The following is a 22,646-nucleotide window of genomic DNA, read 5'->3' as shown; positions in this document are numbered from 1 at the left end:
ACCTATTAATTTTTTGCAACAAGATTATAAGCTTCATTTTCAGGAAGGGGCTTAGAAAATAGATAACCTTGTATATAATCTACATTTAATTTTTTTAATAAATTCAATTGTATAGTTGTTTCAACACCTTCAGCTACTATTGGTAAATTTAATGTATGACATATTTTTATGATTGATTTTAATATTTCAATATATTTTTCCCCTTTATCTGTTTGCCATATAAAATATTTATCAATTTTAACCATAGATAAAGGAAGGCTTATAAGATAATTTAAGGATGAATATCCAGTACCAAAATCATCTATATATATAAGTATACCTAGATCCTTTAACTTTTGAAGCTTCTCAATAGTTTTATTTAAATTATTTAATAAAACAGTTTCGGTAAGTTCTATTCCAATAATATTATAAGGTATATCAAATTTTTCAATCATATTTAAAAATTCATTTATAAAAGTATCTTTCATTAACTGTTTGGCAGAAATATTTATAGATACAATTATTTTATTTTTTCTATTTTTATTTATTTTCTTTGCAAAATTTAAAGATTCCTTTATTACGTAATTATTAAATTCATCAAAAAATTTAGTTTTTTCAACTACATTTATTACTTTATATATAGGTATATTAGAATATTTTTTATTACTCCATCTAAATAAAGCTTCAAAACTTACTAACTTTTTATCACAAGTATATTCAGGCTGATAATGTAAACATACATTTTTATTGGTCTTTATATCACTTATTAAATCGTTAACCATCTCTGTATTTATTCTTTTTTCCTCTTCTAAGTCAGGAGTAAATAATACACTAGTATTTTTTCCTAAATTTTTAGCTTTATATAATGCTAAGCTTCCTTTAATGAGTAATTTACGCAGGTTCTTTTCATTATTTTCACCTATTACAATACCAATACTTGCTGAAATACCATAAAGATTAACTTTGTCGATAGATATGTTATTTAGATGTGATAGTATTTTTTTAGAAATGGATTTTATTATTTTTATATCTTTTATATTTTCATAGATAATTATAAATTCATCACCATAAATTCTGGCTATATATGTATTTTTACATATATCAGTTAATACATTTGAAACTAGCTTTAGAACTAAATCTCCAATATCATGCCCAAAATAATTATTTATATCTTTTAATTCATCTAAATCTACAATAAAAACAGTAAAATTTTTTGCTTTAATATCACCTTTGAGTAAGTGATAAAGTTTAAAAAGACTTTGTCTATTATAAAGATTAGTAAGATAATCTCTATATATTAAATCTTCAATAGATTTTTTTTCTTTTATACATCTAGGGATTTCTCCGTTAAAATTGTTTATTACAAAATTTTCTTTAGTCAATAAAAACACTTCCTTATAAAAGTAGGATTAAAAAAATAATATAGAGAATCTAAAAAAAATGTGTATTATATTGGTTTTAAATCCAAAATATCCTTTTAATATCAGTAGTATTATAAAGTAATACTATTAAGATGTCTATAATAATAAAGAATTAATAAGAATGTATATGAGTTTGAAAATTATAAATATAATACACTTTATTTTTATAAATTTTTATTTATGTAATAATATAATTAATTAAAATAGATATTGAATTACATAATATATGTATAATTGCCATAATCCAATAAATAGATAATTTCTTGTTTTTATAAAATATATAAGCATAATTAAAAATAAATGATACAGGAAGTATCACTATCATATAATAAATGCTATAGTTATGAAGAAAAGTAAATATTAAAGATACAATCACCCAATTTAAAAGATCATACTTTATAAATTTTCTAAGCACTTTTACTATTAATATCAATATTCCTGTTTCAATTAATGGTCCTATTAATATAGCAGAAATAATCATATATACTGAATCAATCACTGGTCCACCAATAGATGAATCTGAAATATTTAATACACTATAGAACAATGCAAATATACAGTGTAATAGCATACATAATATAACTGATAATAAAATGAATTTAAAATCAGATAAATTATTTATTTTGTCTTTAAGTTTTATAAATTTAATCAAATTAGTTCCCCCTTAATATAACTAATTATACATAAACTTATAAAAATTTACATTTATATTTTGTTTACAAAATAAAATAGTTGTATGGATTAAATTAGAAAAAGCAGTAAGAAATTAATCTTACTGCTTTTCTAATAAATGATAAGTGGCGTTATGATAAATAATATTATTAATGAGATTTTATTTACATATATAATACTTTCCATGAAAACATATTTTATACATATTCTAGTAAAGGTTTATTTACAAATCAAATAATTCCTTATGTTAAAATATCCTTATAAATAACTAAGGAGGATTTTTATGGGATTTTTACTTGATAAAATGGCAGAACAAAAAGAAAAACAAATGAGCAAAGATAAGTGTAATTTAGGAGAATATTCTATAGATAGTGATAAATGTGAGATACAAGAATTAAGGAATATTTTAAAAGAGGAAGAAATTTGCAATTTAATTATATCTGGATTTTCTTTTAATAGAGGATGGATAATATCAGTAACAAATTTTAGATTGATTTTTATAAGAAAAAAATTAAATAAACAAATAGATAAAAAAATATTTTTACTAGATGATTTATATAAAGTAATTGTAAAAAAAGGTATGATTATGAGTAAAGTAGAGATTGAATTAGATGGTGAAAATATATTAATTGAAAATATAAGTAATATATTCTTAAATACTTTTTTAAAATCTCTTGAAAAAGAATTTATTTCAAAAAAAGAATATGGAATAAATAAAAAAAATGAACTACAAGCAGAAAAGCAAAAAGAATTTAAAAAGATAATGGATTCTAATCCAGAAGTGACTTTAAAAAAGAATATAGATATAAAAATAGAACCCAAACTATCTAAAAGACAAGAAGAAAAGAAATATCAAAAAGAAAGATTAAAACAATTAAAAAGAGATCATATACCTTATTGTCCTAAATGTAAAAGTACATCATTAACATATCAAAATAAAAAGTTAAGTGTTGGAAGAGCTGTAACAGGGAAAATATTATTTGGTAGTGATGGTGCTATTCTTGGAGGTCTTACTAGCAAAAAAGGGTATGTTAAATGTTTAAATTGTGGACATAAATGGAAGTTATAAAATAATAAACAAAAAACTTTATTGAGTATGCAATCACTTGATGAAAGATGAGATTTTGAATCTACGGTAGTAATAGAAAAAGAATCAGATATTTATAAAAATAAAATTCATAAATTTTGAAAATTTTCACGTAAATTGATAGTTTATTTATACTAAGAATTACATAATATAAGATTGTAAAATATATTATTATGTGGAGGATTTTTAATATGAAAAAAGTTTCTGAAGTAGAAATTCTATCTTTGACAGGAATCTTAAAGATGGAGAATGATGCTGTTATGGCACAAAGAGCTATAAATGCCTTAATAACAGATGAAGATTTAAAAAGACAAGGTGAGGCAAGTGTACTTGCAGCTGAGGGAAGAATAAAAGCACTTAAAAATTTTATTGAAGAAAATAAAGAAATAATAACTATGGAGGAATAGTCATGATAAATTTAATATCAAACTTAATACAAGGAAAAACAGAAATGAGTAATGAAATTATATCCATGGGTATGCTAGCAGCTGCAAAAGAAGGTGCTGAAATGTATTTAAATGCTACATTAACAAGTAGTAATTCAGAATTAAGACTTATTTATTCTAATGGGTTAGGACAAATGGTGGCTGGACATACTGCTATAACAGAATTAAATATAAGTAAAGAATGGGTAAATCCTAATAAACCATTAGTTGAAAATTTATTAGATACTTACAATAAAATAAAATAATAAAAATTAAAGAATACTTTTCTTGTTTAATAAAAATAATAATAATACAATCTATTAAATTTAGGAGGTAATTATTTTGTTTAAACATGATAAAGCATTATTACATGAAGTTAAAGTTGAAAAACCAAATCCACAATATGCAGCTTTAATGCAAGAACAACTAGGTGGTGGGAATGGTGAGCTAAAAGCAGCGATGCAATACATATCTCAAAGTTTTAGAATAAAAGATCCAGAGATAAAGGATTTATTTTTGGATATAGGTGCAGAAGAATTAAGTCATATGGAAATGGTAGCTCAAACAATTAATTTATTAAACGGACATGAAGTAGATTATAATAAAACTGAAGTTGGAGAAATAGAAACTCATGTACTTACTGGATTATCTCCAGTATTAATAAATTCTTCAGGAGCTCCATGGACTGCTGATTATGTTACAGTTACAGGTGATTTAGTGGCTGATTTATTATCTAATATTGCATCTGAGCAAAGAGCAAAAGTTGTATATGAATATTTATATAGACAGATTGATGATAAATATGTTAAAGAAACTATTGATTTTTTACTTAATAGAGAAGAAGCTCATAATGCATTATTTAGGGAAGCATTAAATAAAGTACAAAAAACAGGATCAAATAAAGATTTTGGTGTAACAGAAGATTCAAAACTTTACTTTGATTTATCTACACCAGGACCAGAACATAAACATCCAGAGCCTACACCACCATCCTTTGATAATCCAAGAAGATAGTTTTTATGGTGAGATTAAGTGGTATTTTTAATAAATTTATCTGCAAAATATACATTTAATGAATATAAGGATAAAATATTAAAAGTATTCAATTAAAAAAGACTAGGAGTTTTTATTCCTAGTCTTTTCTTATTTATAAGATTATTTATCATTTAAATTAAAATAATCATCATTTAATTTAAAATTTTTTATTAGTTGTTTTAAATACTTATCAGAAGGGATACGTTCATTACTTTCCCATCTATAAATAGTCATAACAGCTACTTGAGCTTTCTTTGCAAATTGATTATAGGTAAGTCCACTTTTAATTCTAAGAAGTTTAATTTTATCACCTATAGTTTTATTAGGATATAATGATAAAAAAGATGCTGTTTCTTCTTTAAAAACTCGGTTAAAGGTTGTTCTTTTGTTTACACTGGACATGCTAAATTAATGACTACTTATTATCCTTTAGAGAAACTTAGAAAAGTAAAGGGACTTGAAAATGCAAAATATGTAGATCCTTATGCTGGAAGCAAGGGGAATTCTATAAGATATTTATCAGTAGCTCCTAGAACTAATTTTATGCAAGTGAAAGGAGTAGATAATCTATTTTGTGGTGGAGAAAAATCCGGACTGTTTGTAGGACATACAGAAGCTATATGTACTGGTTCTTTAGCAGGTCATAATGCAGTTAGATATTTTATGGGAATGCCTTTATTATCTTTACCTACAAGTTTAGCAATAGGTGATATAATTTCTTATTCAAATGAAAGAATTACAGAAGGTAAAGATAGAAAAAGTAGATATACTTTTGCAGGATCTATATACTTTAAAAGAATGCAAGAAGAAGGATTATATACAACTGATATAGATTTAATAAATAAAAAAATTAAAAAACTAAATTTAGATAATATATTTAATCAAAAATTAGTTTAAATTATAAAAAATTAATGTAATATAATATTATTAAATAATTATTGTACGGAGGATTAAATTATGGGACTTATGAATTTTTTTAAAAATACCTATAATAATGAACCTATTGAAGAAGAAAAAGATACGCCAATAGGTGGTTTTAACAATTGGAAAGAAGCTTTGGAATCAATGAAAAATGATCAAATTAACAGGCATAAAGAAAATATAAGTAATTATTTAGAAGAATTAATAAACACTAAAAATATAAATGATTTTAATATAGATAGCTTAAATAAAATAATAAATGAAAAAGCAATTTATTTTGAAGAAAATAAAGAAATATTAGAAAAAAAGTATAATGAAATAGATTATGATAAATTAATTTTAAAATTTAGCAACGATATAATAAATGAGTATAATTAAATAATTATACTCATTTACTTTATAAAAAACTAATAATTAATTCCACATTCTTTTATACTATTTATATCATCAGAACTACATGGTGTAACAGCGTAAGTCATATTACAATTATTACATTTACAAATTAACTTATCCATTATAAAAGTATTTCCACAAGAGCAAGTTATATTATGTAATTTCTTTGTTTGCATATTTTCAAATCCCTTACTTCTAACTAAATCTGAAACTTGTTTTCCATTATTTATTGTTGAACATCCACAAGACATTTTAAATTTCCTCCTAATTTTTAAAATAATGATATTATTATACTTAAAATTAAATCTTTTTTCTGTAACATATGATACATCACAATTTTTTATAAATATAATATAGAATATTATTTTAAGTTTTACAAAAAATAATCATGAAATACACTTAATAAAATGAGGTGATTATTTGATTGATAATACTTTTCCTAAAATTTTTGATTTACAAGAAGAATTAAATCAACCTGGAATTGAACAAAAAATGAATCCAAAACCTGTATATGAACATAAAGATTATATGAATAATGGTAAAAGATTAAATGGAAAAATTGCAATAATAACAGGCGGTGATAGTGGAATTGGAAGAGCTGTTAGTTTAGCTTTTGCAAGAGAAGGAGCAACAGTTGTAATTGTATATTTAAATGAAAAAGAAGATGCAGACGAAACACTAAATTTAATAAAAAGATATAATAATAATTCTATAGGCATACAAGGTGATTTAGCTGATTATAATTTTTGTAAAAAAGTAATAAAAACAGTATCAGAAAAATATGGCATTATAGATATATTAGTTAATAATGCTGCTCAACAATATCCAGTTGAGTCAATATTAGAATTAACAAATGATCAGTTAATAAAAACATTTAGTATTAATGTATTCTCAGCCTTTTATTTAATTAAAGAAGCTCTTTCTTATATGAGTCCTGGAAGTTGTATAATAAATACTACTTCTGTTGTAGCTTATCATGGACACAAGGAACTTATTGATTACTCAGCTTCTAAAGGCGCATTAACATCACTTACTAGAAGCTTATCATTAAGCTTAGCAGATATGGGAATAAGAGTAAATGCAGTTGCGCCAGGTCCAATATGGACTCCGTTAATACCAGCATCATTTAAAAAAGATCAATTTAAAAGTTTTGGAGCTAATACAGTTTTAAAAAGACCAGGGCAACCAGTTGAATTGGCAGAAGCATATGTTTTTTTAGCTAGTCAAAATGCTTCTTTTATAACTGGAGAAACTATACATGTTAATGGTGGAGAAATGATTAATAATTAAATTTACATTAAAAGGAGATTTATAATGGGTAAAAATAAGAAGAATATACAAAAAGGTGGAGCATTATCAAATTCTAAGATTAAAAGTTACAGAGAAAATTATAATAATGAAAATAAAACAAATAACAACCATAATCAATATTAGATTATATTAACGAAGAAAAAGTTATTTTTCTTCGTTTTTTTATTTATGATTCAATAATATTTAATTTATTAATGAAAATTTTTTAATTTTAAGTTATAATAATTAGATGTGATTTACTACAGAAGCTATAAATTATTAGGAGGTATAAATGAAATATAGTATAAATGTACCAGTTGAATTTGAAGCTCGTGCAAAAGAAATGTTAATTAGTATAGATACTTTTTGTAATAATGTACTAAATGATGATTATTATAAAAAATGCATTAAATTAGTAGAGTTTTTAGCAAATACTGATGAAAATAAATTATTAAGAGGTAAAGTTAATACTTGGTCTGCTGGAGTGCTTCATGCAATCTTTTTTGTAAATGATACACTTAATAAAAAAGGTATAAGAATGGATGAATTAGCAGATTATTTTAAAGTTTCAGAGGGAACTATAGGTACTAAATCAAGAGAAATAAGAAAATTATTAAATATAGATAAAACTTCAAAGGAATGGAAAATAGAAGATTTATCTTCAAATGTTGAATGTTCAGGATGTAATTCTGAAAATAATGTTATTGATTTGTTCGATAATGCATTAAAATTAGATGATGTAGAAAAAGGGGCAAGTGAACTTAGAAAATGTGAAGAGCTTCTAAGAACCCAACTTGGACAAGACTACTTTGATAAATTTAAAGGTCAAATAGGCTTTTCTGCTGAAGGAGATTTTTACTTAACAATATTATCAACTTTATCTAATTATGAATTTGCTTTAGGTAATTATGATAGAAGTTTTAATATAGAAAAAGAAATATTAAATTTAGATGATTATGATTCTAGAAATGTAAGACATTCAATAGTGTTTAGAGCTTTAATGAATAAAGACTATGAATTTGCAAATTATATATTAGACAAGTATAGTGATGAAGATTGTATATTCTTTAAATATGGAAGAGTATTATATTATTACTATACAAATGATAGAAAAAATGCTAGAAAAGCCTTAAAAAAAGCTTTAAAACATAATCATTATTTTATAGATTGTTTAGTAGGAAAAATAAATCTAGTTGATGGTGAAATATCATCATATAGAAAAGGTAGTTTAGAAGAAGCTAGTTTATGTATAGAGTATAGTTTACCATTATGGACTAACGAAAAAATAGGAAAATGGATTATTAAAGCTTTAAATAAAATAAAATAAATAAAAAGCAAGATTTAAATCTTGCTTTTTATTTATGCTTTAATATATTATTACATTTATACATAAACATATATATAAAGGAGTTAATTTTGGAGGTAGATAATTTGGATTTTCTTCTTTATTTAGATGAATTATTGCTTAGAGGAATTTTTTCTATAACAGCTGAGGGATACATAGAAATTTTTTCACGTAAGAGAATATGTGATAAATCATTAACTGGAAGATTACATTGTGAAAATAAAGAAAGTGATTATTATGAAGACAGATTTTCAAAAGATAAAAGAGAAGGATATAAAGGATACACAAATTCTGATGCAAATACAAGAACAGTAGGATCAGAAAGTGATGAAATACTAGAAAATAGAGGTGCAATTAGAATTGAAGAAGAAGAAAAAAGAATTTATACTTTGTTTAGCTTTCATAATAAGTTAATAAATAATCTTTCTAAAAATAATCAATTAAAAACTATTCAAAACTTATGTAATGATTCTATAATAGAGGGGGACTATATAAGTTTAAATGGTCTTGTATGTCATGAGTCATTATATGAGTATATATCCTCTCTTAAATTAATAATAGATTGTTTTGGTGTGGATAAACTAAATAGCATAAGAAAAGGAGATTCTATAATTGACTTTAATATTATAGATAGATTCCTTTCTGAGATGCAAAGTAAATTAAGTGCTAATAATACTACTGATTTAATAGTACAATGTAATAATAGAGATGTTATATTAACTGTTAATAACTCATATTTTTTTAATAATAATTCTAATAAATTTGATAATATAGATTGCAATGTTAATGTATTAGGTAAATTAGTTAAAAAATGTTCTAATAATAATAACATTCACTTTTTAAGAAAAACTGGACAGCAAAGTTTTAATGAACAAATGCTTGCTAAATGTATTAAAGAATTTGATTGTTTATTAGATATAGGTATAGTTCCACCTAAATGTCCAAGAATAAAGTGTACAGAAAATTCTTTTCAAGTAATTCCAATAAGTATGTATATATAAAGAAAGGATACTATACAAATGATTAATTATATAAATATATACTATCATATAAAAAAACTTGATGAAAAATTTGTATTATACTATTTAATAAAAGATATTAATAATATAACCTTAATGAAAATAAGAAAAAAATTAAAGAGTGATTCTTTTAAAACATCACATTATCATGGATTATATTATATTTTAAAAGATATAGTTTGTTTAATAGAACTAAAAAAAATAGATAAATATAGCAAAATAAAATTATTTACAGATAATAAAGATATAATATACAAAATAAACAATAATTATTTTACATTAAATGAAGATTTGGAATATATAAGCTTTTTCTTAAATCAAATATATGATTATAGTGCAATTTTAAATAAAAATGTATATGATATTATAAGAAAAAGTAGAAGAGTATCGTTTTCATTATATAATGAATGTAAATGCATAGGCAAAACTTACAAAAAACTTATAAATAGAAACAGTACTTTAGTAATGTTAAAAAAGAATATAGAAACCTCAGAAGAAATTATATTTTTCGATTTTGAAATGAATTGCTTAGAAAATTTTAATGATGTAGAGATAATAAGTATTGGTGCTGTAAAAACTGATATTTATGGTAATATAAATTCTAAATTTTATGAGCTTATTAAACCAAAAAATATTTCAAAATTAACTTCAAAGTGTATAGAAATAACATCATTAAATCAAAATGATATAGATAATGCAAATAACTTTGAAACAGTGTTTAAAAAATTTTCAATATGGTGTGGAAATAAAAAGAAATTATTTATATACTGGGGTGGAAATGATATAAAAGTATTAAAAAATGATATAACTAGAAATAATTCAAATTTAGAAATATTACAAACTATTTTAAAAAATAACTTAGATTTTCAAGAAATTTTATGCAAAGATTTATTAGAAATTGAAAATGCTTTATCTTTAAAAAATGCTTTGTCAAAATATAATATTGAATTCTTAGGTAATCAACATGACTCTTTATTTGATAGTATTAATTTATCTATATTATATAAAAACTCTATGATTTAAACTTTAAAATAAAAAACAAATGCAATTATTAGCATTTGTTTTTTATTTTAAAGTGGATAAAAACATCCAATTATAATTCCAAGTATTAACCCACCTAAAACTTCAAAAGGTGTATGACCCAATAATTCTTTTAATTTTTTATTATCTAATTTAAATGTATTATCTTTTGATAAAATCAAGTTTAAAAGTTTTGCATGTTCACCAGCAGCACGTCTTATTCCCATTGCATCATACATTACAATAGATGCAAATACAAAAGCTAGTGCAAATATTGATGAGTCAAAACCATTTATTCTTCCTATTCCAATTGCTAAAGAAACTATAAAAGCTGAATGAGAACTTGGCATACCACCAGTTTCAAATAGCCTATTTAAATCAAATTTTTTTGTGTAAAAATAACCAAATACTATTTTTAATGCTTGAGCTATTATTAAAGATAATACACTTAAAATAATTAATTGATTTTTTATTATCATACTTATCACTCCATATATTTATTATACAATTTTATAGTATAAATATAATAGATTTTAAAATAAAATTTTAATTAAACGATGTAAATAAATATTTAATTAAGAAAACTTTTCAATATATTGTTAACTTATATTAAAAAATTTCTATATAAAATTAATTTAATTGTTTTATAAGTATTATAATATTTTTGAAATTATAGAAAAAATTTATCTTTATAAATAATATTTTTATATTTTTAGTTAATAATAAGATAGAATTATTTTTTAAGGAGCTGATAAATATACAAATACAAGTTATTACATCTATAATTTCTGCATGTTCAATATTAGCTGGTTCTGCAATGGGAGCTTGGTTTAGTTGGATTATAAATAATAAAATGCATAAAATTCAAAGAGAAGAACAACTTAATTTAATAAATTATAATAGAGATTATGAAAATCTTTTTAAAATAAAAGCAGTATGTGAAAACGCTAATACGATAAGGTTAGATATTTGTACATCTATTTATCAAAGCATACGTACAATATTAAATAAAGATGAATTAGGCTATATTTACACTATACCAATAAATAAAAATTTCTCATGTGCTGTTGCATCTCTCAGTGATAAATACACAATAAGAGAACTTAGTTACCTATATCAATTATATGGAATTATTGAAAAATTAAATAATGATATTTTAAACTTAGATATTGAAAATAAAAAAAATAAAGAACAAATATTATTAGGATTTAAATATATACTATTTAAAATATATGGCTATAATTATTTATCTATTTTAAAAGAAGACATAGAAAAGTTATCTTATGAAGATTTATATAAAAATTCATACATAAAAGAAGGTTATAAAAATATTTTTATTAAATTGGATTGTTCCTGTAAAGAAGAAGCTATACTTAGAAAAAAATTTATAAGCAAATCATCAAAAATAAAAAAATGCTAAAATAGTACATATTAATATGTACTATTTTAATAGCATTTTTTTTAGTTTATCTAATGTTGATTTCGTTTTATCTAAATTAAGAACATATTCATCTAAATTTGCATTTAAAAAATTTAATCCCCTATCTGTTATATGATATACCTTTTTACTTCTTTTATTAGATAAATCTTCACCACTCCATTTAGAAACTACATACTCTCTATCTTCTAGTTCATATAAACTTTCATAAACAGTACTAGAAGATACTGGGAAAGGCATAGTAGTTGAATCAAACATATCTCTAAAATCTGTAAGAATTTTATTTCCAAAAACAACTTCTCCTTTTGAAAGTTCCTTTAATATATAAAGCATATATAACATTTTTGTATTAACAACATTTCTTGGAGCAATAATACGATTACGCTTGTCCATAAATTAAACCTCCTTATTTAAATATATAATTATATTTTAACAAAATATATAAATAAACAAAAATAAATTACTCAACAAATTGAAAAAAAAGAATATTATATAGTAACAGAAGAAAAGGAGTGGTAAACTCATGAATAGATGTTGTAATAATTATAATTGTAACAGATGCAATAGATGTGGATATAATAATAACTATAATAATTTTAATAACTGTAGAGGTAGAGGTTGTGGCTTTGGCGGTTGTGGAATAAGTCCATTGTTATTGTTATTATTTTTTAATGGTGGATTTTTCTTTTAAATAAAAAGCTTAGGTGTTTTTCACCTAAGCTTTGTTTATTAATTAAAGTACTATATTTTCTTGTAAAACCTTAATTTAATATATATAATCATATAGGAATAGAAAGATGGAGTGATATTTTATGGAAGAAAGATTACAAAAATTTATGGCTAAATGCGGTGTTGCATCAAGAAGAAAATGTGAGCAATTTATATTAGAAGGTAAAGTAAAAGTAAATGGAAAAGTTGTAAATGAATTAGGAGTAAAGATTATTGAAAATAAAGACAAAGTTGAATTTAATAATAAAATAATAGTACCTGAAGAAAAAAAAGTTTACTTTGCTTTAAATAAGCCAGTTGGATATATAACTTCATTAAAAGATGAAAAGGGAAGAAAAACTATTTTAGATATAGTTAAAGTTAATGAAAGAATATTTCCAATAGGGAGATTAGATTACGATAGTTCAGGTTTGTTAATTCTTACAAATGATGGAGATATATATAATAAAATAATACACCCAAGAGTTTCTATAGATAAGAAATATATAGCAACAGTAAAGGGTAAATTTACAAAAGAAGAAATGATTAAATTTAGTAATGGAGTTGATATAGGAGGTTATATAACTTCTTATGCTTCTATCAAAGAAATCTCTTCTAAAAATAATATTTCCACAGTTGAAATAATAATTCACGAAGGAAAAAATAGACAAATAAGAAAGATGTGTTCTGCATTTGGACATGATGTTATAAATCTTAAAAGAGTATCTATTGGAGAAATTTCTCTTGGTTACCTTAAAACGGGAGAGTATAGAGATTTAACTGAAGAAGAATTAAACTACATAAATTCATTATAATTATTATAGAAAGAAGTGTTAAATATGTTTAAATACGTATCTGATATTAGTGAACTATCACACTACATAATAAAAAACTTTTTAACAAATAAAAATATAGCAATTGATGCTACGTTAGGTAATGGACATGATACAGATTTTTTAAGTGACCAATTTTCCAGTGTATATTCTTTTGATATACAAAAAAATGCTTGTGATAGATACAAAGATAAAAAAATTTCAAATGTTACTGTAATTTGTGATTCTCATCATAAACTAGACAAATATATAAATTCTAAAGTAGATTGTATAATGTATAATCTTGGTTTTTTACCTGGAGCATCAAAAGATATAACAACATTGCATGAAACATCTCTTCTTAGTATAAAAATAGGATTAAAACTTTTAAATAGCAATGGAATTATGTCTATATGTATATATACTGGGCATGATGAAGGAAAAAAAGAAAAAACTTGCATATTAGATTACTTGGAAAATTTGCCTAAAAATGAGTTTGGGGTAATGATTCATAAATGCTTAAACAGAAGCAAGACTGCACCAATGCTAGTTATTGTTGAAAAGAAATAACTTTTAAAAACTTAATTTTAAGCATATAATTCGACTTGAACTTTATATAATAAACTTAACACACATGAAATTTTTATTGAAAAATATATCATTTAATGTTAAAATTATATGACTAAAGATTGTTATAAGTAGGTAGATAATTATGGATAAGAATTTGAATGAAAATAAAGATTTAATGCGATTAATACAAATTAAGTTTCAAAGATTAAGTAAAGGACAAAAGTTAATAGCTGAATATATTTTAAATAATTATGATAAAGCAGCTTTTATGACTGCAGCTAAACTTGGAATATCTGTTGGGGTGTCAGAATCAACTGTAGTTAGATTTGCTAATGAACTTGGATTTAGTGGATATCCAAAGTTACAAAAAGCACTTCAAGAATTAATAAAAAATAAACTTACTACTGTTCAAAGATTAGAATTATCTAATGAATACATATCAGATAGTGATTCATTAAAAGGTGTTTTAAAGGCAGATATTGAAAATATTAGAGCTACTTTAGAAAAAATTAATCCAGATGTATTTGAGGAAGTTGTAAATGAAATATTTAAAGCTAACAATATATATATTTTAGGGTTAAGAAGTTCAACTGCTGTAGCAGAATTTTTAGGATTTTATTTAAATATAATACTTCAAAACGTGAGAACAGTTAGATATGGTATATCTGATATTTTTGAGCAGATGATAAATGTTAAACAGGGGGATTTAGTAATAGGAATAGGCTTCCCAAGATACGCTTCAAAAACTATAGCTGCTCTTGATTTTTCAAAAAATAAAGGAGCAAAAGTTGTAGCTATAACAGATAGCTTAATATCTCCATTAGCAGCTAAAGCTGATTTAACATTGATTGCTCAAAGTAATATGGCATCATTTGTAGATTCTTTAGTAGCGCCTCTTTCTCTTATTAATGCTTTAATTATTTCTGTTGGAATGAGAGAAAAAGAAAATATAGCTGATATATTTGGATCATTAGAAGCTATATGGCAAGACTATAATGTATATCAAATCAATAATAAAACAATTGGGGACAATGATAATTAATAGTTTTTAATTTAGATGTGTATTTTTTAGTACACATCTTTTTTTATATGCTTTAGTATAGTAAAATGATTTTAGCATAATTTAAGGAGCTGATTAAATGAAAAAAGTAGTAGTTATAGGTGCAGGCCCAGCAGGAATGATGGCTGCAATAACTGCAAGTAATTGTAATGAAGTAATTTTATTAGATGGTAATGATAGATTAGGTAAAAAATTATTTATAACTGGAAAAGGTCGTTGTAATGTAACTAATAATAAAGACATATCTGAATTTTTTGATTACATACCTGGAAATCCTTATTTCCTTTATAGTGCTTTATATACATTTACAAATGTAGATACTATAAATTTTTTTGAAAAAGAAGGTATAAAATTAAAAGTTGAAAGAGGCGGGAGAGTCTTCCCAAAATCTGATAAATCTTCAGATATTATAAAAGGTTTAAAAAATGCACTTCAAAATAAAAATATAAAAATAATGTTAAATAGTTTAGTAAAAGATATAATAAAAAAAGATGATAAAATTGTTTCCGTTATATTAGAAAATGGTAAAGAAATATTAGGAGATCATTTTATTTTAGCAACAGGAGGAGCTTCATATCCGTTAACAGGTTCAAAAGGTGATGGCCAAAGATTTGCAAAAAATATTGGTCATAATATAAAAGAATTAAAACCATCTTTAGTTCCAATAGAAATAAAAGAACCTATCGTCACAGAATTAATGGGATTATCTTTAAAAAATATATCTTTGAAGATTTACGAAGATAATAAAAAAGTATATGAAAATATAGGTGAAATGATTTTCACCCATTTTGGAATATCAGGTCCTTTAGTTTTAACTGGTAGTAGATTTATAAAGGATAATAAAAAATATAAGGTTTCTTTAGATTTAAAACCTGCTTTAACTGAAAAAGAATTAGATTTAAGAGTTCAAAAAGATTTTAAAAAATATATAAACAAAGATTTTAAAAACTCATTAGATGATCTATTACCTAAAAAATTAATTCCTGTAATAATTAGATTATCTAATATAGATGAAAATAAAAAGGTAAATGAAATAATTAAAGAAGAAAGAAAAGGTCTTGTTTTTCTAATAAAGAATTTTAATCTTAATGTAAAAAAATTAAGATCTATTGATGAAGCAATTGTTACTGCTGGTGGAGTAGATACAAAAGAAATAGATCCATCAACTATGAAAAGTAAACTTATAAAAAATCTATCTTTTGCAGGAGAAGTTATTGATGTAGATGCATTTACTGGAGGGTATAATGTACAAATAGCTTTATCTACTGGATATGTTGCGGGTAGCAATATTTAAAAGACTTGTTATAAAATAAATAAAATTATATAATTAGTTTTGTAATTGTTTATTAGAAAGGTGGAGAAATTTTGAAAATTTCAGTTGCAATAGATGGTCCTGCAGGTGCAGGAAAAAGTACAATAGCTAAGTTAGTAGCTAAAGAATTTGATTTGATGTATATAAATACAGGGGCTATGTATAGGGCAGTAGCTTTAAAAGCTTCACAAAATAATTTAAAACCAAACGATATTGATAAAATATGCGAATTAATAAAAACTATGGAAATGCATTTTGAAAATGATGATTTAATTTTAAACGGTAAAAATGTTCAAGAAGAACTAACTATGCCAGAAATAAGTTCTATAGTTTCAGCTTATGCATCAATACCTGAAGTTAGAAAAATGCTTGTAAAGCTTCAACAAAATATGTCTAAAAAATATAATGTTATAATGGATGGTAGAGATATTGGAACTGTTGTTTTAAAAGATTCAAAATTTAAGATATTTTTAACTGCAACTCCAGAAGAAAGAGCAGATAGAAGATATACTGAATTAAAAAATAGAAATATAGATTGTTCATATAATGAAATATTAAAAGACATAATTAGACGAGATTATGAAGATAGCAATAGAGCTACAGATCCATTAAGAAAAGCTGATGACGCTATAGAAATAGATACAACTGGGTTAAACATAGTAGAAGTAACAGAAAAAATAAATAATTTTATAAGAGAAAATTTTAATAAATAAAATTTATGAGGAATTTAAAATGAGAGAGATTATACTAGCTAAAAACTCTGGATTTTGCTTTGGAGTAAAAAGAGCTGTAGATAAAACTATTGAAATAAAAAATAATTATAATAAGAGAATTTATACATTAGGACCTCTTATTCATAATAATGATGTAGTTAAATTTTTAGAAAAAAACGATGTATTTTCAATAAATATTGAAGATATTAATAAATTAGCTCCTAATGATGTAATTATTATAAGATCTCATGGAGTTTCAGAGGAAACTTTAAACGAATTAAATAAAAGAGGTTTAAAAGTTATAAATGCTACATGTCCATTTGTTACTAATATTCAAAAAAAGGTTAAAAAATATTCTGAAGAAGGTTATGATATAGTTATACTTGGTGATAAAAACCACCCAGAAGTAATTGGTATAAATGGATGGTGTAATAATAAAGCTACTATAACGAAAAATGGTGAATTTACTGAAGGCAAAAATCATTTTGGTAAAACTTGTGTTGTATCTCAAACTACTGAAAAGGAATCTAATTGGAATAAAACTGTTTCAAATCTAGAAAAAATGACAGATAACCTTTTACAATTTAATACCATTTGTCTAGCTACAGAAGAAAGACAAAAAAGTGCATTTGAACTTTCAAGAGAAGTAGATGCTATGATTGTAATAGGCGGAAAAAATAGTTCTAACACAAATAAGTTATACCAAATTTCAAAAGAAAATTGTATTAATACTATTCATATAGAAAACGTTAGTGCATTACCAAATGATTTTATAAATAATGAAAACTTTAAAAAAATTGGTATTACTGCTGGTGCTTCTACACCAGAATGGATAATAAGGGAGGTTATTGAAGTTATGGAAAATACAAATAACGAACAATTACAATTGATGAATGAAATCGATAAAAGATTATTTACTGGAAGTGAAATTGAAGGTGAAATACTTTCAATATTAAATGATGAAGTAGTTATTTCACTTACTGGATATAAATCAGATGGAGTTATCCCATTTAAAGAATTAACTGCTAAAGAAGATCCAAAAGAATATGCAAAAACTTTAAATGTTGGTGATAAATTAAAAGCTAAAGTTATAAAACTTAATAATGATAATGGATTTGTTGTTCTATCAAGATTAGAATATGAAAAAGAAGAAATCCTAAATACACTTCAAAAAATGTTTGATGAAAAATCTACATTTGAATTAAAAATTTCAGAAATAAAAGAAAAAGGATTAGTTGGTTACTTTGGAGGTATACGTGTTTTTATTCCATCATCACAAATTGATATGAAATTTGTTAATGATAAAGAATCTTACAAAGGAAAAACTTTAAAAGTTAAATTAATAGATTTTAACAAAGAAAATCCTTCAAGAGTTGTAGCATCAAGTAGAATTGTACAAGAATTAGAAAAAGAAGCTAAAGAAAACTTAGTTTTTGATTCACTAAAAGTTGGAGATGTTGTAAAGGCTGAAGTTAAAAGATTTACTGATTTTGGAGCTTTTGCTGAAGTAAATGGGGTTGATGGTTTAATACATCTTTCACAAATATCTTGGAATCATGTAAAAAAAGCTCAAGATTATTTAAAGAGTGGAGATATAATTGATGTTAAAGTTATTGATTTAGATAAAGAAAATAAAAAACTTTCTTTAAGTATTAAAGAGCTTACTCCTGAACCATGGAGCAATATAACAGAAAGATATCCAGAAGGATCTATTGTTTTAGGCAAAGTAGTAAGATTGAATGATTTTGGAGCTTTTGTTGAATTAGAACCTGGTGTTGATGGATTAGTTCATATATCAAAAATAAGTCATGATAGAATAGATCATCCAAAGGACATATTATCAGTTGGAGAAGATGTAAAAGCTAAAATATTATCTGTTGATGAATCAAATAAACGTATAAGCTTAAGTATAAAAGATATTTAGTAGTAAATGATAACCCCTTTATTAAAGGGGTTATTTTATAATAATTTATGGGGTGGATATTTTTATATGGTACAATATGAGAAATTAAGCAATAAAAATTTCTCTAAGTTAGAAATTTTAATAAATGAATCTTTAAATTTTAATAAATATAAAAATAACTTTATTAAATATTATTTCAAATCAAATTTATTTAAAAAATCACTTCTTAAAAATAACTTAATATTAATTTTATTGAACAAACAATATATTGGTTATATTTGGTTTGATTATAACGATATAGATACAATAATTATAAATGATACTTATATAAAAAATAATTATGTAGATTTAGTAAAATTTAATGATATACCTAAACTTAATGGCAAAATATTAATTTATCAAACATATGAAGATAAATTAACAACTAATATTTTATTATCAAATTTGTTTATCCGTTCTAAACAAACAAAATTATTAAAATATAATATAAAAACTAAATTAAATATAAATTCCAATGTTAGCTTTAGAAAATTTAATAAAAATAAAGATGAATTTCTAAGATGCAATATTCAAAATTCTATATTTTATGATAAATCTAGACTTCCTTTAAAACCTAAAGATATACGTTTTGAAGAAAAACAATCTTACTATAATGAAAATTTTTGTATTTTTATTTTAGATTCTAATAATAATGAAATTGGTTATGGACAAATAATATTTAATAACAACATATATACAATAGTTAATCTAGGTATAATTAGTGAATATAGAAGTAAAGGATATGGTGAAGATTTACTTATCTATCTAATAAACTTAGCGTATAAAAATAATATATCGGAAATATTTATAAGAGTTGAAGAAAATAATTTTAAAGCGTTTAATCTTTATAAAAAAATAGGTTTTAAAATGATTGGAGATTATGCTACTTGGATAAGACCTTAATTCATAAAATTAAAAAACGCTTTAAATTGATTATAAAATTTAATATAATATATAAGACTATTTAAACAAGTGATTTTTATTGAAAAGGAGATTATTATGTCAAATACAAAAGATTTAAAATATTGTATAGAAACTTGGGGATGTCCAAGCGTTATATAACAGACGAATTCTCCTAAGATAGTAATAGTGCGGGCTAGTCGGCATATATAAATTTGCTGACTAACCCGTTTTTAAATTCAATAGATAATACTTTTTTATCTTTAACTATAATTTTATTAATTACAGAGTTAACTAATTCTTTAAGTAAAGCCTTGCCTATTGTTGTAACTAATTTCTTATAATTAATATTTGAATTCTTTTTAAGCTCTAATATTAATATTAAACTCTTAGCATTTTCTATAAGATTAGTATTAAATTCAATTTCATTTTCAGAAGAAATATCGCTTAATTTCTTATTTATATCATCTAGTTTTTCATTTAATTTTTTCTTTTTTAAAATATAATCTTTTTCACTCATACTTTCATCATCAAAAAGATATAAATCTTCTAATCTTTCAAGAGCTCTTTCAAATTTCTCTTTTTGTTTATTTAAATTTTCAATTTCAATTATTTCTTTATTCATAGCCTTTTTATCAGGTACTTTCTTAGAAAATATATTAGTACTTTTAATATTAAGTAACTTAATAATAGATGTTAAAGATCCTTTATCTATTGCAATAACATCATTAAATACTTTTCCAGATAGTAATACTTTTTGAATATCATCTATATTGGTAACATTAGATTCAGAGAGTTTTATTATATTGGATATATATTTCAATACAAAGCTTCCAACAACCTTATCACTTATAGTCTTTTGTTTGCATCCACTATTATTATATCTACTACTACATACATATATAGATGGTCTAAAACCGTCTTTATTAGCCTTATCTTCTTTAGCATATAAATTATTATGGCATTCTCCACATTCAAGTATACTAGCAAATACATGAGTTTTAGAATTACTCCTGAATCTAGCATTATTACTAGCAGCGTTTTTATCCATTATTTCATTACATTCTTGCCATAACTCTTTAGATATAATACCTTGATGATTATCATCAACAAGTACCCATTCTTCCTTTTTCTTTTTAGCACCTCTAGCAGATTCTCTATAATTATATCTATATGTGCCCTTATAAAATGGATTTCTTATTATATCAGCTAAAGTTTTAGTAGTCCATGAGCCACCTCTTTTTGTTTTAAGTCCAATCTCATTTAATTCATTTCTAACTATTGATGTAGATTGAGTATCTCTATACTTATTAAAAATAATTTTAATTGTCCTGGATTCATTTTCATCTATTACTGGAAACTTCTTTTCTTTATCCCACTTGTATCCTAAAGGAATAGGAGCACCATTCCATAACCCTTTATTAGCTCTATCAAGCATAACAGCTGTAACACGTTCACCAGTTAATTTACGTTCTAATTCTGCAAATACAAGAATTATTTTTAACATAGCTTCCCCCATAGCAGAAGAGGTATCAAATTGCTCATTTTTAGATATAAATGTGCAATCATACTTCTTAATTTCCTCATATATGTTACAGAAATCAAGTAGATTCCTAGATATTCTATCTATTTTCCAAACTAAAAGGTGAGAGAATTCTCTCGTTCGTATTCTTTCAATCATTTCTTGAAAGGCTGGTCTACTTGTATTTTTCCCACTAAATCCAGCATCCTCAAAAATTTCATATTCATCTATACCTAATACATACTTAGAATAATTGATAAGATCCTGTCTTTGAAGTGGGAGAGAGTCTTTATCTACTTGATAATTAGTAGATACTCTAACGTATATAGCACTTTTTTTCTTTTTCATTAGTTATCACCTCAACTTTAAGCACAGAGTAGCTATTTGCCACTCTGTACCTTTTTGTTTTGTTCAGATTTTTGATAAATAATTTTATTATCCCTTGAAATCTGAACAATTCTTGAAATAATATTCTCCATACACCCTCCATTAATACACATATAGTGCTTATAAAATCCCACACCGACATTCTAAACTATTTGAATTTTATTTTGTAATCGACATATCGATTATTTTTTTATCGATTGGTATATTTTTAAAAAATAGTATAAAAAAATAAAGAACTTGAAACTTAATTTCAAATTCTTAATAATAATAAAATTTTATATTGAAAAAAATACTAATTTAACTATAAAAAGTTAACTATTAAATATTCTTTATTAATTTTTCTAATTTTGACAAAAGATCTAACTTTTCTAATAAATCCTTATGACTTAATTCAGGGTATTTATTTTTACTTAACTGAATTGTTATATATTCATGATTATCTTTATCTATATTATTAGTTCTAAAATCGGTTCTTCCCAGTAAGTAATCAACTGTTACATTAAAAAAATCTGCTATATCTACAAGTGTTTTTAAATCTGGAGATCTTCGATTAGTTTCCCAGTTGGATATACTGCTAGAGGTTATATTTAATAATTTACCAAGTTCTTTTTGATCATAACCTCTTTCAAGTCTTAACTCTTTTAGCCTTTCTCCTAAATTATTCAATGTATACAC

Annotated in this window: 26 protein-coding genes and 1 pseudogene; 19 read left to right on the top strand and 8 right to left on the bottom strand. The window is 23.6% G+C overall.

Annotation, left to right across the window (positions count from 1 at the left end):
• Positions 1–5 precede the first annotated feature (5 nt).
• Both AC4FQ1_RS01645 and AC4FQ1_RS01640 read right to left on the bottom strand, forming a co-directional pair.
• Positions 6–1,361, bottom strand: a complete 1,356-nt coding sequence (locus AC4FQ1_RS01645; protein ID WP_491168756.1) for a putative bifunctional diguanylate cyclase/phosphodiesterase — start codon at positions 1,359–1,361, stop codon at positions 6–8.
• A 217-nt stretch (positions 1,362–1,578) separates the two neighbouring features.
• Positions 1,579–2,052 (bottom strand): CPBP family glutamic-type intramembrane protease, encoded by a 474-nt coding sequence (locus tag AC4FQ1_RS01640; RefSeq protein WP_491147008.1) that lies wholly within the window; start codon positions 2,050–2,052, stop codon positions 1,579–1,581.
• A gap of 303 nt (positions 2,053–2,355) precedes the next feature.
• Here AC4FQ1_RS01640 and AC4FQ1_RS01635 point away from each other — a divergent pair, with 303 nt between their 5' ends.
• From AC4FQ1_RS01635 to AC4FQ1_RS01620, 4 genes are all read left to right on the top strand, one after another.
• Complete coding sequence (locus AC4FQ1_RS01635) at positions 2,356–3,141, top strand: PH domain-containing protein (protein WP_491168755.1); 786 nt, start codon at positions 2,356–2,358, stop codon at positions 3,139–3,141.
• Positions 3,142–3,350: 209 nt separating this feature from the next.
• A complete protein-coding gene (locus AC4FQ1_RS01630; protein WP_491147010.1) occupies positions 3,351–3,566 on the top strand; it encodes a hypothetical protein in 216 nt (71 codons plus the stop codon).
• A gap of 2 nt (positions 3,567–3,568) precedes the next feature.
• A complete protein-coding gene (locus tag AC4FQ1_RS01625; protein ID WP_491147011.1) occupies positions 3,569–3,850 on the top strand; it encodes a spore coat protein in 282 nt (93 codons plus the stop codon).
• A 76-nt stretch (positions 3,851–3,926) separates the two neighbouring features.
• The gene (locus tag AC4FQ1_RS01620) at positions 3,927–4,598 is read left to right on the top strand and encodes a manganese catalase family protein (RefSeq protein WP_209796520.1); all 672 of its coding nucleotides are present in this window, start codon (positions 3,927–3,929) and stop codon (positions 4,596–4,598) included.
• A 141-nt stretch (positions 4,599–4,739) separates the two neighbouring features.
• Here AC4FQ1_RS01620 and AC4FQ1_RS01615 read toward each other — a convergent pair whose 3' ends face one another.
• Positions 4,740–5,021: a helix-turn-helix domain-containing protein gene (locus AC4FQ1_RS01615; RefSeq protein WP_491168754.1), complete on the bottom strand. Its 282-nt coding sequence runs from the start codon at positions 5,019–5,021 to the stop codon at positions 4,740–4,742.
• Here AC4FQ1_RS01615 and AC4FQ1_RS01610 point away from each other — a divergent pair.
• Both AC4FQ1_RS01610 and AC4FQ1_RS01605 read left to right on the top strand, forming a co-directional pair.
• Positions 5,013–5,516: pseudogene (locus tag AC4FQ1_RS01610) on the top strand (FAD-dependent oxidoreductase); the annotation flags it as partial. The gene AC4FQ1_RS01615 and the pseudogene AC4FQ1_RS01610 overlap by 9 nt on opposite strands.
• A 60-nt stretch (positions 5,517–5,576) precedes the next feature.
• Positions 5,577–5,918 carry a hypothetical protein gene (locus AC4FQ1_RS01605; RefSeq protein WP_303130518.1) on the top strand — a complete coding sequence of 114 codons (342 nt, stop codon included), beginning with the start codon at positions 5,577–5,579 and terminating at the stop codon, positions 5,916–5,918.
• Between the two features lie 29 nt (positions 5,919–5,947).
• Here the strand turns inward: AC4FQ1_RS01605 and AC4FQ1_RS01600 are convergent, their stop codons facing one another.
• Positions 5,948–6,184 (bottom strand): hypothetical protein, encoded by a 237-nt coding sequence (locus AC4FQ1_RS01600; protein WP_491168753.1) that lies wholly within the window; start codon positions 6,182–6,184, stop codon positions 5,948–5,950.
• Between the two features lie 172 nt (positions 6,185–6,356).
• Here AC4FQ1_RS01600 and AC4FQ1_RS01595 point away from each other — a divergent pair, with 172 nt between their 5' ends.
• The 4 genes from AC4FQ1_RS01595 to AC4FQ1_RS01580 all read left to right on the top strand — a co-directional run bounded on the left by AC4FQ1_RS01595 (position 6,357) and on the right by AC4FQ1_RS01580 (position 10,610).
• Positions 6,357–7,223, top strand: coding sequence for an SDR family oxidoreductase (locus AC4FQ1_RS01595; RefSeq protein ID WP_491168967.1), 867 nt, complete (start codon positions 6,357–6,359; stop codon positions 7,221–7,223).
• Between the two features lie 292 nt (positions 7,224–7,515).
• Positions 7,516–8,550 carry a DUF6398 domain-containing protein gene (locus AC4FQ1_RS01590; RefSeq protein ID WP_491147081.1) on the top strand — a complete coding sequence of 345 codons (1,035 nt, stop codon included), beginning with the start codon at positions 7,516–7,518 and terminating at the stop codon, positions 8,548–8,550.
• A gap of 104 nt (positions 8,551–8,654) precedes the next feature.
• On the top strand, positions 8,655–9,569 hold the full coding sequence (locus AC4FQ1_RS01585; RefSeq protein ID WP_491168752.1) for a hypothetical protein: 915 nt from the start codon (positions 8,655–8,657) through the stop codon (positions 9,567–9,569).
• Positions 9,570–9,683: 114 nt separating this feature from the next.
• On the top strand, positions 9,684–10,610 hold the full coding sequence (locus AC4FQ1_RS01580) for a 3'-5' exonuclease (protein ID WP_491168751.1): 927 nt from the start codon (positions 9,684–9,686) through the stop codon (positions 10,608–10,610).
• 47 nt (positions 10,611–10,657) lie between these two features.
• Here AC4FQ1_RS01580 and AC4FQ1_RS01575 read toward each other — a convergent pair whose 3' ends face one another.
• On the bottom strand, positions 10,658–11,086 hold the full coding sequence (locus AC4FQ1_RS01575) for a divergent PAP2 family protein (RefSeq protein ID WP_303130526.1): 429 nt from the start codon (positions 11,084–11,086) through the stop codon (positions 10,658–10,660).
• A 338-nt stretch (positions 11,087–11,424) separates the two neighbouring features.
• Between AC4FQ1_RS01575 and AC4FQ1_RS01570 the strand changes: the two genes are divergently transcribed.
• Complete coding sequence (locus AC4FQ1_RS01570) at positions 11,425–12,027, top strand: hypothetical protein (protein WP_303130527.1); 603 nt, start codon at positions 11,425–11,427, stop codon at positions 12,025–12,027.
• Between the two features lie 21 nt (positions 12,028–12,048).
• Here the strand turns inward: AC4FQ1_RS01570 and AC4FQ1_RS01565 are convergent, their stop codons facing one another.
• Positions 12,049–12,438: a PadR family transcriptional regulator gene (locus tag AC4FQ1_RS01565; RefSeq protein ID WP_303130529.1), complete on the bottom strand. Its 390-nt coding sequence runs from the start codon at positions 12,436–12,438 to the stop codon at positions 12,049–12,051.
• Between the two features lie 130 nt (positions 12,439–12,568).
• On the opposite strand from AC4FQ1_RS01565, the gene AC4FQ1_RS01560 reads away from it, so the two are divergent.
• The 8 genes from AC4FQ1_RS01560 (at position 12,569) to AC4FQ1_RS01525 (ending at position 20,065) form a co-directional block, all read left to right on the top strand.
• Entirely contained in the window at positions 12,569–12,736 is a 168-nt protein-coding gene (locus tag AC4FQ1_RS01560; RefSeq protein WP_303130530.1) for a hypothetical protein, read from the top strand.
• A 121-nt stretch (positions 12,737–12,857) separates the two neighbouring features.
• Positions 12,858–13,568 (top strand): pseudouridine synthase, encoded by a 711-nt coding sequence (locus tag AC4FQ1_RS01555; RefSeq protein WP_491147086.1) that lies wholly within the window; start codon positions 12,858–12,860, stop codon positions 13,566–13,568.
• A gap of 24 nt (positions 13,569–13,592) precedes the next feature.
• A complete protein-coding gene (gene mnmM / locus AC4FQ1_RS01550; RefSeq protein ID WP_491168750.1) occupies positions 13,593–14,135 on the top strand; it encodes a tRNA 5-(aminomethyl)-2-thiouridylate-methyltransferase MnmM in 543 nt (180 codons plus the stop codon).
• A gap of 142 nt (positions 14,136–14,277) precedes the next feature.
• Positions 14,278–15,177 (top strand): MurR/RpiR family transcriptional regulator, encoded by a 900-nt coding sequence (locus AC4FQ1_RS01545; RefSeq protein ID WP_491147087.1) that lies wholly within the window; start codon positions 14,278–14,280, stop codon positions 15,175–15,177.
• 97 nt (positions 15,178–15,274) lie between these two features.
• Positions 15,275–16,489 carry a BaiN/RdsA family NAD(P)/FAD-dependent oxidoreductase gene (locus tag AC4FQ1_RS01540; protein WP_491147088.1) on the top strand — a complete coding sequence of 405 codons (1,215 nt, stop codon included), beginning with the start codon at positions 15,275–15,277 and terminating at the stop codon, positions 16,487–16,489.
• A 71-nt stretch (positions 16,490–16,560) separates the two neighbouring features.
• Positions 16,561–17,220 (top strand): (d)CMP kinase, encoded by a 660-nt coding sequence (gene cmk / locus AC4FQ1_RS01535; protein ID WP_491147089.1) that lies wholly within the window; start codon positions 16,561–16,563, stop codon positions 17,218–17,220.
• A 19-nt stretch (positions 17,221–17,239) separates the two neighbouring features.
• Positions 17,240–19,144 carry a bifunctional 4-hydroxy-3-methylbut-2-enyl diphosphate reductase/30S ribosomal protein S1 gene (locus tag AC4FQ1_RS01530; RefSeq protein WP_491147090.1) on the top strand — a complete coding sequence of 635 codons (1,905 nt, stop codon included), beginning with the start codon at positions 17,240–17,242 and terminating at the stop codon, positions 19,142–19,144.
• A 66-nt stretch (positions 19,145–19,210) separates the two neighbouring features.
• Positions 19,211–20,065: a GNAT family N-acetyltransferase gene (locus AC4FQ1_RS01525; protein ID WP_491168749.1), complete on the top strand. Its 855-nt coding sequence runs from the start codon at positions 19,211–19,213 to the stop codon at positions 20,063–20,065.
• A 193-nt stretch (positions 20,066–20,258) separates the two neighbouring features.
• Here the strand turns inward: AC4FQ1_RS01525 and AC4FQ1_RS01520 are convergent, their stop codons facing one another.
• Together AC4FQ1_RS01520 and AC4FQ1_RS01515 are read right to left on the bottom strand one after the other, a co-directional pair.
• Positions 20,259–21,932, bottom strand: a complete 1,674-nt coding sequence (locus AC4FQ1_RS01520; protein WP_491168748.1) for a recombinase family protein — start codon at positions 21,930–21,932, stop codon at positions 20,259–20,261.
• Between the two features lie 357 nt (positions 21,933–22,289).
• Entirely contained in the window at positions 22,290–22,637 is a 348-nt protein-coding gene (locus AC4FQ1_RS01515) for a helix-turn-helix domain-containing protein (RefSeq protein ID WP_491168747.1), read from the bottom strand.
• Between the last annotated feature and the right edge of the window lie 9 nt (positions 22,638–22,646).

The sequence above is a fragment of the Clostridium sp. TJA020 genome (genome assembly GCF_058310295.1).
The sequence above is the reverse complement of the archived record's forward strand: the minus strand, read 5'-3'. Positions and strand labels throughout refer to the sequence as shown.

Coding starts and splice junctions, on each gene's coding strand:
- AC4FQ1_RS01570 (WP_303130527.1), top strand. CDS start 11,425: ATGGGAGCTTGGTTTAGTTGGATTATAAATAATAAAATGCATAAAATT.
- AC4FQ1_RS01605 (WP_303130518.1), top strand. CDS start 5,577: ATGGGACTTATGAATTTTTTTAAAAATACCTATAATAATGAACCTATT.
- AC4FQ1_RS01600 (WP_491168753.1), bottom strand. CDS start 6,184: ATGTCTTGTGGATGTTCAACAATAAATAATGGAAAACAAGTTTCAGAT.
- AC4FQ1_RS01590 (WP_491147081.1), top strand. CDS start 7,516: ATGAAATATAGTATAAATGTACCAGTTGAATTTGAAGCTCGTGCAAAA.
- AC4FQ1_RS01625 (WP_491147011.1), top strand. CDS start 3,569: ATGATAAATTTAATATCAAACTTAATACAAGGAAAAACAGAAATGAGT.
- AC4FQ1_RS01630 (WP_491147010.1), top strand. CDS start 3,351: ATGAAAAAAGTTTCTGAAGTAGAAATTCTATCTTTGACAGGAATCTTA.
- AC4FQ1_RS01555 (WP_491147086.1), top strand. CDS start 12,858: ATGGAAGAAAGATTACAAAAATTTATGGCTAAATGCGGTGTTGCATCA.
- AC4FQ1_RS01580 (WP_491168751.1), top strand. CDS start 9,684: ATGAAAATAAGAAAAAAATTAAAGAGTGATTCTTTTAAAACATCACAT.
- AC4FQ1_RS01525 (WP_491168749.1), top strand. CDS start 19,211: ATGGTACAATATGAGAAATTAAGCAATAAAAATTTCTCTAAGTTAGAA.
- AC4FQ1_RS01615 (WP_491168754.1), bottom strand. CDS start 5,021: ATGTCCAGTGTAAACAAAAGAACAACCTTTAACCGAGTTTTTAAAGAA.
- AC4FQ1_RS01635 (WP_491168755.1), top strand. CDS start 2,356: ATGGGATTTTTACTTGATAAAATGGCAGAACAAAAAGAAAAACAAATG.
- AC4FQ1_RS01545 (WP_491147087.1), top strand. CDS start 14,278: ATGGATAAGAATTTGAATGAAAATAAAGATTTAATGCGATTAATACAA.
- AC4FQ1_RS01575 (WP_303130526.1), bottom strand. CDS start 11,086: ATGATAATAAAAAATCAATTAATTATTTTAAGTGTATTATCTTTAATA.
- AC4FQ1_RS01540 (WP_491147088.1), top strand. CDS start 15,275: ATGAAAAAAGTAGTAGTTATAGGTGCAGGCCCAGCAGGAATGATGGCT.
- AC4FQ1_RS01560 (WP_303130530.1), top strand. CDS start 12,569: ATGAATAGATGTTGTAATAATTATAATTGTAACAGATGCAATAGATGT.
- AC4FQ1_RS01565 (WP_303130529.1), bottom strand. CDS start 12,438: ATGGACAAGCGTAATCGTATTATTGCTCCAAGAAATGTTGTTAATACA.
- mnmM (WP_491168750.1), top strand. CDS start 13,593: ATGTTTAAATACGTATCTGATATTAGTGAACTATCACACTACATAATA.
- AC4FQ1_RS01520 (WP_491168748.1), bottom strand. CDS start 21,932: ATGAAAAAGAAAAAAAGTGCTATATACGTTAGAGTATCTACTAATTAT.
- AC4FQ1_RS01530 (WP_491147090.1), top strand. CDS start 17,240: ATGAGAGAGATTATACTAGCTAAAAACTCTGGATTTTGCTTTGGAGTA.